A 10,657-nucleotide genomic window follows, 5' to 3' on the forward strand; every position below is an offset into this window, starting at 1 on the left:
GAACTGAACGAGGACGAGGCCGGCCTGCGCTACGAAAACGACGTTCTGGTCGAAGTGCTGCCGCCCGGAAGTCGGCGCTTCTTCTGGAAAGGGCGCGTCCGGCACCGCCTGCAGCGCGTCGATCTGAAGGACGCGTACGTCGTTGCGCCCGCTCTCGCCACGCACCTGGCGCAACCGGCCTTGCGCGAGCGCGCGATCGTCGGCTTGACCGGTCTCTTGCTCGTTCAGGTGCCGGCGTATCACTGCGCCGTGCTGCGCGTAGACGGCAAGGTCGCGCGCCTGTTGCCGCCCGACAGACACGCCTTCTGGCGCTTCAACCGCGAAATTCAGGTCGAGCTGGTCGACGCGCGCTGGCAGACGATGGAGGTCAGCGGGCAGGAGATCCTGTCACGCGACAAAGTCGGCCTGCGCGTGAACCTGGCCGCCACCTGGCGTTTCAGCGACGTGTTGCTGGCTTTCGAGAAGCTCGCCAAACCAGCCGAACACCTCTACCGCGAGCTACAGTTCGGGCTGCGCGCGGCGGTCGGAACGCGCCTGCTCGATGAATTGCTGGACAACCGGCAACTCATCGACGAACTGGTCGGCGCGCACGTGCGCCGCAAGTTCGACGGCTTCGGCGTCGAAATCGGCAGCGTCGGCGTCAAGGACATCGTTCTGCCCGGCGAAATGAAAGCGATTGTCGCCAAGGTCGTCGAGGCGGCCAAGGCAGCCGAAGCCAACGTCATCCGCCGGCGCGAGGAAACGGCGGCGACGCGTTCGCTGCTCAATACCGCCAAGGTGATGGAAGACAACCCGACGGCGCTGCGCCTGAAGGAGCTGGAAACGCTCGAACGGGTGGCCGAGAGGATCGACCGCATCTCGGTCTTCGGCGGGCTCGAGCAGGTGCTGCACGGCCTGGTCAGCCTGCGCAGCGCTTGAGCAAAGGTTGCCGTCCCGGCGGGCCGAGCCGACGTGCGCCAGGTTCGGTCCGCCGCCGAGGTTTCGTTCCTCGGCGGCCGATTCGGTGGATAATCGCCGTTGCCGGCAAGACTTGCCGAGCGCGCACAGCCTCAGAGGGACACTCAATTGGCAGCTCATAGTGCAGATGGGTACGATGTCTTCCTCTCGCATCGTTCGCCCGACAAACCGATCGTCGAACGCCTGGCGGAAAAGCTCGTCGAGGAGGCGCAGATCAGTCCGTTTCTCGACCGCTGGCACCTGATCCCGGGGGAACCCTGGCAGGAGAGCCTCGAGCAGGCGCTCAACCGGAGCCGCTGCGTCGCCGTCTTCGTCGGCCCGAGCGGGGTCAACTCCTGGGAAAACGAGGAGATGCGAGCGGCGCTGAGCAAGCGCGTGCAGGAGAACAGAAACAGCTTCCGGGTCATTCCGGTCCTCCTGCCGGGCGCCGACCAGGAGGCGAAGGACAAGTTGCCCGCGTTCCTGCTGCGCTTCACCTGGGTCGATTTCAGCGCCGGAATCGACGACCCGGTCGCCTTTTCGCGCCTCGTCGCCGGCATCCGCGGACAGGCGCCCGGCCGTACCGGCGCGTCCAGGCTGTCAGCCGCGTCGCCGTATCTGCGCAAGAGCGTGCGCCAGATCATGGCCGATGTCCTGCGCCGGGACGGGATCGAACTGGCCACAGTCCCGCTCGGCGCCGGCGCGACGATCAGAACGCTCATCCGCCGCTGCCAGCTTCAGTACCCTGAGCTGGCAGCGGACGAAGTGGCGCGCAAGCTGATGGCCGCACGCGCGATCGCCTACGAAGAAAAGTACGCGCAGCGCAGCCCGCAGGAAGACGAGCGCTACCGCGCCGCCGACGAGTGGGAGGCCGAGCTGAACACGCTCCTGCGGCATGTCGGCATGCGCGACCCGGCCCGCTGCCGGACAATCAACGTGGGTATCGGCAACGGCCTGGAGAATCCGTTCTTCTACAAGGGCTTCAAGCAATTGGTCGGGGTCGACCTGGCGGCCGGGGCGCTCGCCAAGGCGGCGCAAGCGATCCCTACGCTCGACCCGCGCTGCAGCGAAGCCGAAAACCTGCACGGTGTGAGCAGCCATGCCTTCGACCTCTATCTCTCGCTGCGCACGTATCAGTCGAGCTTCTTCGATATCGGCGAGTCGCTTTTCCAGGCCTGCCGCGTTCTCGCCGGCGGCGGCCGGGCGGTGATCTCGATCCCCTACGTCTACGTCGACCAGGGACGCCTGCTCAACGGCCTCCTGCGCCCGGGCGGACACGACCTCGATCCTGATCTGCCCTACGAGATCGCCGATACCGTCCGGCGCGGTCTGCAGACCCTCGGTTTCGAACAGATCGGCCTGCACACCGGGTTGTTCGAAATCTACGTCTATGGCACGAAGACAAGCTGAGCGACCGGCTTGCTGCTGACTCGTGCGCGTCAGCCCGATCGCGGTTGACGACCACGCGTGGCCCGGTTTTCGTCGGCCAGTTCGCCGCTTGCGCGCAAAGCTGAACGGTGCGGGCGAGCGTCACCTGGGCTTGCCGGCGCGCGCGCGAGACGACGACCCCGGGCTCTACGGCAATGAACCCTGACGCCTCCTACTCCCCGGTGCGCCTGCTCAGTCTCGGCGATGCCGCCTGGACAGTCGAGTTCGGCACCGCGATCGATCCCGCCATCCATGGCCGCGTGCTCGGTTTCCGCGCCCTGCTCGAGGCGCTGTCGAGCGCTGGGCGTCTGGCCGGCCAGAGCGTGATCGCCGCGGCTACGAACAGCCGCTGGCACATCCCGGTCTGCTTCGGCGCCAACTGCGCGCCCGATCTGGCCGATGTGGCTGCCGCCGCGCGAATGACCCCGCAGGCCGTCGTGCAGTCGAACCCACTGCAGCGCGCCGGAGACCGCTGATGCACGCCCTGATCGAAGTCGTTGCCGCAGGCGAGGCCGCCACCCTGCAGGACCGTGACCCCTTCGGGTATCGCCACATCGGCGCGTGTCTCCGGTGCGCTCGACCGCGATCTGATGAGCGCGGCGAACGCCCTGCTCGCCAACGACGCGAATGCCGCAGTTCTCGAAGTCTGCCTGGACGGACCGACGCTGCAGGCGCTGTCGGACCCCGTGCGCAGCGTGCTGGCCGACGAACTCAGCGGCAAGCGCCTGCGTTGCCGCATCGGTAGCATCTGTGTCCATGGTGATGGACCTGAAGCCGTGGCAACCGCGCGTCTCCTCCGCGACCGCCTGTTGGCTGAAGCTTGCACGCTGGTCGCCGTGACCGAAATGTCTGGCTAAGCACGCGGCTTGATCGGCCTCGCGCTGACCTGCACGACGCCGTGGGCGAATCGATGCCTCCGGTAGCCACCCCGGATGACGGTGGAACAAGCACACCGGGAAGCGACGTCACACTAGGAGATAGGGACAACGGCTGGACGTAGCCATCGAAAGCCATGTGCATCACCGGCACTTCGCTCCACAAGGCGAGCGGGCAAGGAAAAATGATCGACTTGCCTCTCGCCGGTCGTGCACGCGATGAGGTCGCGCCTTCAACGAAGCCCGCTCCGAAGAGCGGGATGAGACCGCATTTGATGCGATGGCGGGGTACGAAACGCCGTTCCTTCAACGAAGCCCGCTCCGAAGAGCGGGATGAGACGCGATGTTCGACTGGCAGACCGTCACCACCCTGGACCTTCAACGAAGCCCGCTCCGAAGAGCGGGATGAGACCTGCGAGCCATCACGAGCACGCAAGTGGCGCTTAAGCCTTCAACGAAGCCCGCTCCGAAGAGCGGGATGAGACTCGAAGATGCGGGGGCGCAGACAGCGGCTCGGCAAGCCTTCAACGAAGCCCGCTCCGAAGAGCGGGATGAGACGCACCCGGTTCCCAACGTGCACTATTTTTCGGGACCTTCAACGAAGCCCGCTCCGAAGAGCGGGATGAGACCGGCGCACTATGTACAAATCGATCAACGCACACACCTTCAACGAAGCCCGCTCCGAAGAGCGGGATGAGACGACCGTCGGAAGTCATCGATTCCCTCGTCGCGCACCTTCAACGAAGCCCGCTCCGAAGAGCGGGATGAGACACCGATGCGAACCTGACTGGTGCGAACCTGACCGATGCCCTTCAACGAAGCCCGCTCCGAAGAGCGGGATGAGACTGCCTTTGCTGCCGGCGATGGCCGAGTTGCGCACCCTTCAACGAAGCCCGCTCCGAAGAGCGGGATGAGACGGGCTGGTGATGGTATGCCGGCCGTTGATCAGTACCTTCAACGAAGCCCGCTCCGAAGAGCGGGATGAGACCCGTCTGAACACAAGCTCCGACCGCAGATAATTGACCTTCAACGAAGCCCGCTCCGAAGAGCGGGATGAGACCACCATCAGTGCGCAGTCCCATCAGGCCAAACAGCCTTCAACGAAGCCCGCTCCGAAGAGCGGGATGAGACCATCAAGGACTTCGAGCTGACATACCAGAGAACGCTTCCTTCAACGAAGCCCGCTCCGAAGAGCGGGATGAGACGAAGTCGTGGGCATCAACCGGAATCACGGAGACGCTCCTTCAACGAAGCCCGCTCCGAAGAGCGGGATGAGACCGAGGATGACCTGCCCGCTGACGCCGACTGGCTGATCCTTCAACGAAGCCCGCTCCGAAGAGCGGGATGAGACCCGTCGCTTACACCTATCGAATTTTGCAAGGAAAATCCGCAGTTGCGCGCGGACCTGCGCGGCTGCCTGCCGAGACCCGCCGTGCAAATCCTCTCGGCGGTCTCAAGCGCCGGATATTTTAGACGTTTTCTCCCGCGCGAACCCCCCCGGTATTGCCGCGCGTGCTGGGGGTTCGCGCGGCAAGAGGCATTGCCCAGCCGAAGACGCCTCCGTAGGCGTTGCTCGCGATCAGCTCCGACCGCCAGCGGATCACCCCCAGAGCCTTTGTTTCGCGCTCATCCAGCCTGGCGGCGCCCAGGATCAACGCAGCCAGGCCGTCCGCTCCCAGCCATTCCGCGCACGTCGGGTAGGTCCAATGGTGCGGTTCCATGCCAACCGTGTAGCCGTTGACCATAGGCCACAGCGGAAGCGACTCCCAGGCAAGCCAGTAGGCGCCGAGCACGCCGAATTTTGGGGCCGAACTGACGTCGGTGGCGGTCGAAGCAGCGTCAATCCGAGCGGCGGCATCCCAGCCCCAGCCCTGCAGGTCCTTGTCTTCGTAGCGCCATGGGCCGATCAGTGCCTCCTGCAGCTTCAAGCTGACATCCTGCGCGCACAGAGATCGCATGATCTCGCGAGCATTGGCGATGAACTGATGCCGCCCGCCGAAGAGCCGCAGGTTGCTCGCGCGAACCTTCTCGGCAGTTTCCGCAGCGTATGCTACCAGCCACTCGCCGGGCATCTGGCTGGCCAGTCGGCGGTAGCCTTGCGCGCCATCGATCTGGCGCGGATCATCGATCAAGCTTATTTCGGGTGCCTTCAGGCGGCCCGGCAGAAGTCTGGCCAGAAAGTCGATTGCGTCTCCCTCCCAGGCCAATTCCGGACAGAGCTCTTGCCAGCGCAGCCTTGCACCCGGCAGCAAGCGCAAAGCCCCGTAGGCGGCCATCACCGCGACCGGATTGTTCGCTCGCAATGCGCTGAGCTTCACGCCTGTTCCTCGACGCTCACCGTCCAGTCGGCGAGCCGTAGCAATGCCTCCAGGTAGGCCAGTCCCCAGGGGCCGTAGGTCCGCTGCAGACAGGCCCAGCACTCGGCCCAGCCAGCCAGCTTTTGCCACAGGCCAAGGTCGGGAGCGGCGGGCAGGAGGGGTCTGCCAAGACCATGGTGGCTGCCGACCAAGTAGCGCACCAGAGCACCTTTCTGCAGGACGGCCGAAGCCATCTCGTGTCGCCAGCCGCGCGGCAAACTGAGCCAGCGACTGTCGCCGCCCGGACCTTTTGCGAGCAGGAGCGAGCCGTCGCCACCGACCATGGCCTGCCAGCGGCGATCCTCCTTGCCGGCGTCGTGTCCGGCACCAGCTCGCCGCATCGCGTCGACCAGATCATCGCCGAGACCGCTGGCCTGCGCCAGGGCGGCGGCACGCACGCCGACCGCCTGCAGATGCTCCCTGAGGGCCACCTTGCGCAATGCACTCTGACTCGTCCACTCCGACGCTGCCAGTACTACACAGCCACCGGGATAGGCCAGCACGCGCCCCGGTTCGCCGTCGAGTTGCCCGGTCTGGCGGGCCAGGTCCTGCCACGCGACAGCGCCGGCGTGGTCGTCGGCGAGGAGCGCGCGAATCTCGCTGGCCAACTCCGGATGAACGGATGGATGCAGGCGCACCCGCCGCCTGGTGTCGCCGACATCGGTGACCGAACTCGTGCTCCGCGGCGCCCAGCCATAGCGGTCGCAGCCTCCCGCTTCGGCCGGTAGAACCAGGGTATCGCCGGCGCGTGCATCAGCGCTATCAACTTCCAGCGCCTGTTCCCCGTCCCAGCGCAGGTATTTGCGCTTGCCGCCTTTGTCGCCCCGCACCAACTCTCCACCGTCAAGGTCGGCGATGTCTTCGCTCCAGCAGCGCAGTGCATGCAGCGGCACCGCCAGCAGTTCGTCCTGGACAGGCGGTGCGGCCTCGATCGACGTACTGTCCCAGTCCGCACGCCAGCACAGGTAGACGTCCGCCGAGCCCGATTTCCAGCCGTGCAACCAGGGGGCAACGTTGATGCCGTGCTTGACCGATGTGCGGGACAGCATGTCGACGTGAGCGGCAAGCAGGAGAGGCGCGTCTTGCTCCTCTTCTTGCGGAGAGGGATTCTCGAACAGCAGCCGGTTCATCGCGCTGACCCCGAAGTCGACGGTTTTCGGCTTGCCACTGGCGACCTCACTCAGCCAATTCCAGGCGCGCTCGATGTCCTGGCCGTAGATGGGATCGGATTTCGTCTTCGGCCGCTGGTAGACGATCACCCCCGGCGTCTCAGCGAGTTCGCCCAGGCGGTTGAGACGGCCAAAACGCTGGCGAAGGGCGGAAAGCGGCGCGCATTCGGTGACCAGGCCGTCCATGTCGAGGTCGGCGCCGACCTCGATGGTCTGTGTCGCCACGACGAAGAGCGGGGCGCGCTGCCCTCTGCTTCCGACGGCCATCCGCGGGAGGTACTCTCGGGTCAGCGCTGTCTTGTCGCAGGGGCGGATGCGTCCGATCAGGAGTGCTGCTTCGGCCTGACCTTGCAGGTGCTCGAACACGGCGCGCGCGCGGTCGACCCGGTTGCACACCACGGCTATGACCTCGGCACCTTGCCGGCGCAAGTTCAGTGCCGCATCGATCAGGGCCCGTGCGAGGTCTTCGTTTGCGGCAAGCTTGACGAGCGCGGCCGGCTTGCTGGCCTTGAGCCGGCGTGACAATACGGGATGCGCCCAGTCGGCGGCGCTCAGACCATGGGCTTTGCCGCCGTCCCAGGTGGCGGACATGGGCAGGAAGCGCCAAGGCAGCGGCAGAGTATTCCCCCGTAGCGCGGCAACGCTGGTCAGCGTCTGCAGCAGCGGCCGTACCAGATGAACCTCGTCGACCACGAAGAGCGCGTCGTTGCCGAGCAGCCCGGCGTGGATCGACGCCGCGCGCGGGCTGATGCCGTAGCCGCTGAACAGCAGTCGGGAGCCGACCTGGTCGACCGTCGAGAGGATCACCGTCGGGCGCAAGGGATCGGCCAGCCAATCCTCCTCGACGGTCAGGCCGCCGCGCAGGGTAACGACAGCGGGTTGCTGCTGCGGGTCGAGGCTGGCGGCGAGGGCAAGAGCGTACTCGGTGACCCCGTCCACGACCAGCCGCCGGTCGATCACATAGACCAGCCGCCGCGGAACCGGGCGCCCGTGCAGCCGCGCCCACAACCATGCATCGATCACGGCCGTCTTGCCACTGCCGGTCGGCGGCGTCAGAGCGTCCGGCCAGTCGTCGGCTGCGATTCGCATGGCCAATGCCGCCTGCCAGGGGAACGGCGGGTAGCCATGGCGTGCGGCATACCAGGATGCAAAGCTTGGTGAGTCTTGGGCCATGGTGTCGGTCACCGGGGATTGTTGGTGGACGGAGGCTGAACGAATCCGACGGGCGAATGTTCGCCGCGTGCTATCACCTGATGACTCGCGAATCATCAACCGGACGCAGCAGGCCCAAACCGAAATGGCGGTCCTTGCCGACAAGCAGCGGTCCGCCGACCCGCCGGTCGAAAGCCAGGACTACGTGAGTCCAGCATCCACGGCCGCGAGGGCTGAACGCGCGGGCCAAGGGCGCAGCCCTGACCGCGGACCATTGGCTCACTTGCACGTCGACCGGGCGCGGATAGCCCGCCATCTCGACCGAATCGGCCAGCACCTCCTCGACGCGCTGGCCGCGCTTGGGGTGGCGGTCGAGCACCACCGGGGTGACCGACGCCCATGTTCTGGATGGAGCACACCATGTTCGCCGCCATAGACCGTGTGGAGTCTGCTGGTGTGCCGGCGGCAGACCGACACTCACTTGTCGGTCGCCGAAGTTCACGTGCTTGACCTGCATCAGCGGTAGCACGCAGTCCGCCCGCGCACTATCGTCGATGCCGTGCGGGAGCCACAATCCGAGCCCAAGCACGTGACCGCGCGCATGCGTGTGGCCCACGTCAGGGATGACCGCCCACGCGGCGTGGTCGCCAGCGTGGCCGTGCAGGAGCGGCGAGGCGCCGTCACCTGCTCGGCTGAGGACGGCGGCGCGCAGGCCGCTGGCCAGTTGCACCGCCCGACGCATATCTACCACGCCAGCGGGGCGCAGCACCAACAGTTCGCCCCAGGGCGATGGCGCGACGCGTTCTGCGACGTCCGTATAGCGCACCATGCCCGCGACGCTGGCCCGCTGCCCAGCATCGAAAGCGGCATCGAGTTCGTCGAGGCGACCAGCGTGCGGCACGCGCAAAAGTTGATCGCCGGTCGACGAGGGCGCCAGGCGATGCGGCATTTCCGGCACCTCGTCTACCAGCGAGAAGGCCACCGGCGTCTTGGCGCGTCCCAGGTAGGTGACGCCAGTGGCGATTGCCGCCAGCGGCTCCTGCAGGTCGCTCGGCGCATCAGGCCAGATCAGGTAGACGGGGGCGCCAATGCCGACGCGGACAGGGTCGTATTTGACGACCTTGGTGCGACCCCAAGGCCGCCTTTTTGGTTTTTCCAACGAGGCCGCGTCCGTGTAGATCGAGCCCGTACGGGCAGCGCTGGCATCGGCGAAAGCCACTTCCGGCGCCAGTCCTTCCAGCTTGCGTAAGGGCTGTGGGTCGATGCCGGTACCATAGGCAGTGGCGACCAGCGCCTGGAAAACCCGATCGGGGTGCGGCGGCCACTCCGAAGTCCTATGCGCCGCCGGGTTCGCCGCGTGGTAGACGCCGTTCAGGAAATCGATGCGAAGAGCCAGCATCAGCGGCTCCGCGCGACCAGTTGCTCCAGGTTGTTGTCAGCGGTGAACAGCACCGGGCTGGCGATGTCGATGTCCGCGAGCGCGCGCTGCAAGGCCTGCCGTGAATCTGCTACGGTAAGCGCGAGAGGCTCGCTGCTCCCGGTTCGACGAATGGCCCAGACGACGCTGTCGGCGACCAGTTCGCAGTCTCGGCGCAGATCAAGACCGTCCTCGATGACCGCGGCGATGCCGTAGATGCCCATCAACGCAAGCGCGGTTCGCGCCGCGAGATCTTTCTCTCCGTTGCCGCCGAAGTGGTAGCGACGCAGGCGCGAGAGGCTCAAGACCCCGGACAGCGTGATGTCTTCAACCAGGACACCTTTGGGATCCAGGCTTAGCGCGTTTCCGTGATTGATTTCGGAAGGTTTGACACGGCGGGGAAACGTGTCTTTGGTTTTGTTGTCTTTCGCGGGTATCTTTGCGTCATGCTCAAGGGCCAGCCGCCATGTGCCGTCAGCCTCCTCGACAATGCCCTGAGTGCTGCCTTCGATGTCCAGCGGATCCATCCTGTTGCCTGCGCGCTGAACCAGAAGCGCATTTCGCCCGAAGATTTCCACGCTGACGCACGCCGGCCACTTGCTGCCGCTGCCTGTCCGACGCCCTGTTTGAGTCGAGTCCCACCCGCCGAGCAGCAGCACTGCGGGATCGTAGCGCAGCAACGCGGAGGCATCAGCCGGACTGGCCGCGATGACCTCGCGGCCGATCGCCGTCTGGCGGAAGCGCTTGCCGTCGAGCAATGAGTCGCGCAGGATCGCGTCGTACGCACGGTGCGGAATCTGCAGCGTCGACAGCGTTTTCCCCGCCACCTGGAGGCGCAACGGGTCGAGCCCAAAATCCGCACGCCTCAACTGCTCCTCTATCCGGTTGGCGAAGGAAGCAGCGCTGTCGATACTGACCCAAGTCGCCACCCCATGCGCGTCCGGTTCGGTCATGTTGTGCTTGTGGGGCGCGTCCGCGTAGGTTGGCGGCAGCAAGTGACGGCTTCCCGAGAGTGTGGAAAGAGTCGCTTTGACGCTGATGCCAGCGGCTTCTGCGGCAGCAGCCCTGACGGTGGCGTAGAGGTCAGACATGCTCGTTCCCCGGTGGTTGGTGGTCACCAACAAGTCATCAAGGTTTCATTGTATCGCTAACTTGTGTCGAAAAATGGCACGCGATTAATTCGCTGCAGCGGATTAGTTCTAACGAATAGCGTTTATCTGCCGCGCCGAAAGCGCCGGGTCCAGCCGCAAGCGATTCCGCGGCAGATAAACCTCGTTGGACTGAAGCGCCTCGACGGCGGTACTTATGGGGATTGTAAGCTTC

The 10,657-nt window shown here is 65.6% G+C and carries 8 protein-coding genes and 1 CRISPR repeat array; of the genes, 4 read left to right on the plus strand and 4 right to left on the minus strand.

Going from position 1 to position 10,657, the window contains the following annotated elements; genetic code table 11:
* From Q1L59_RS02585 to Q1L59_RS02600, 4 genes are all read left to right on the plus strand, one after another.
* On the plus strand, positions 1-918 hold a 918-nt coding region (locus Q1L59_RS02585; RefSeq protein ID WP_300327731.1), incomplete at its 5' end, for a slipin family protein.
* 147 nt (positions 919-1,065) lie between these two features.
* Entirely contained in the window at positions 1,066-2,346 is a 1,281-nt protein-coding gene (locus Q1L59_RS02590) for a toll/interleukin-1 receptor domain-containing protein (protein WP_300327732.1), read from the plus strand.
* A gap of 173 nt (positions 2,347-2,519) precedes the next feature.
* Complete coding sequence (locus tag Q1L59_RS02595; protein WP_300327733.1) at positions 2,520-2,840, plus strand: carboxyltransferase domain-containing protein; 321 nt, start codon at positions 2,520-2,522, stop codon at positions 2,838-2,840.
* Between the two features lie 54 nt (positions 2,841-2,894).
* Positions 2,895-3,221, plus strand: coding sequence for a LamB/YcsF family protein (locus tag Q1L59_RS02600; RefSeq protein WP_300327734.1), 327 nt, complete (start codon positions 2,895-2,897; stop codon positions 3,219-3,221).
* Between the two features lie 248 nt (positions 3,222-3,469).
* A CRISPR array of direct repeats spans positions 3,470-4,590; the repeat unit is 37 nt; unit sequence CCTTCAACGAAGCCCGCTCCGAAGAGCGGGATGAGAC.
* A gap of 118 nt (positions 4,591-4,708) precedes the next feature.
* On the opposite strand, the gene Q1L59_RS02605 is transcribed toward Q1L59_RS02600, so the two are convergent.
* Genes Q1L59_RS02605 through cas7u form a run of 4 tightly spaced genes read right to left on the minus strand, consistent with a single transcriptional unit; the run spans position 4,709 to position 10,425 of the window.
* Positions 4,709-5,557 (minus strand): hypothetical protein, encoded by an 849-nt coding sequence (locus Q1L59_RS02605; protein ID WP_300327735.1) that lies wholly within the window; start codon positions 5,555-5,557, stop codon positions 4,709-4,711.
* Positions 5,554-8,034: a type I-U CRISPR-associated helicase/endonuclease Cas3 gene (cas3u, locus tag Q1L59_RS02610; protein WP_366145612.1), complete on the minus strand. Its 2,481-nt coding sequence runs from the start codon at positions 8,032-8,034 to the stop codon at positions 5,554-5,556. The genes Q1L59_RS02605 and cas3u overlap by 4 nt, the downstream gene beginning before the upstream one ends.
* Positions 8,012-9,316: a type I-U CRISPR-associated protein Csb2 gene (csb2, locus tag Q1L59_RS02615; RefSeq protein WP_300327737.1), complete on the minus strand. Its 1,305-nt coding sequence runs from the start codon at positions 9,314-9,316 to the stop codon at positions 8,012-8,014. Before csb2 ends, cas3u begins: the two co-directional genes overlap by 23 nt.
* A complete protein-coding gene (gene cas7u / locus Q1L59_RS02620) occupies positions 9,316-10,425 on the minus strand; it encodes a type I-U CRISPR-associated RAMP protein Csb1/Cas7u (protein WP_300327738.1) in 1,110 nt (369 codons plus the stop codon). Before cas7u ends, csb2 begins: the two co-directional genes overlap by 1 nt.
* Positions 10,426-10,657 lie beyond the last annotated feature (232 nt).

Source organism: Accumulibacter sp. (assembly GCF_029255125.1).
GTDB lineage: Bacteria > Pseudomonadota > Gammaproteobacteria > Burkholderiales > Rhodocyclaceae > Accumulibacter.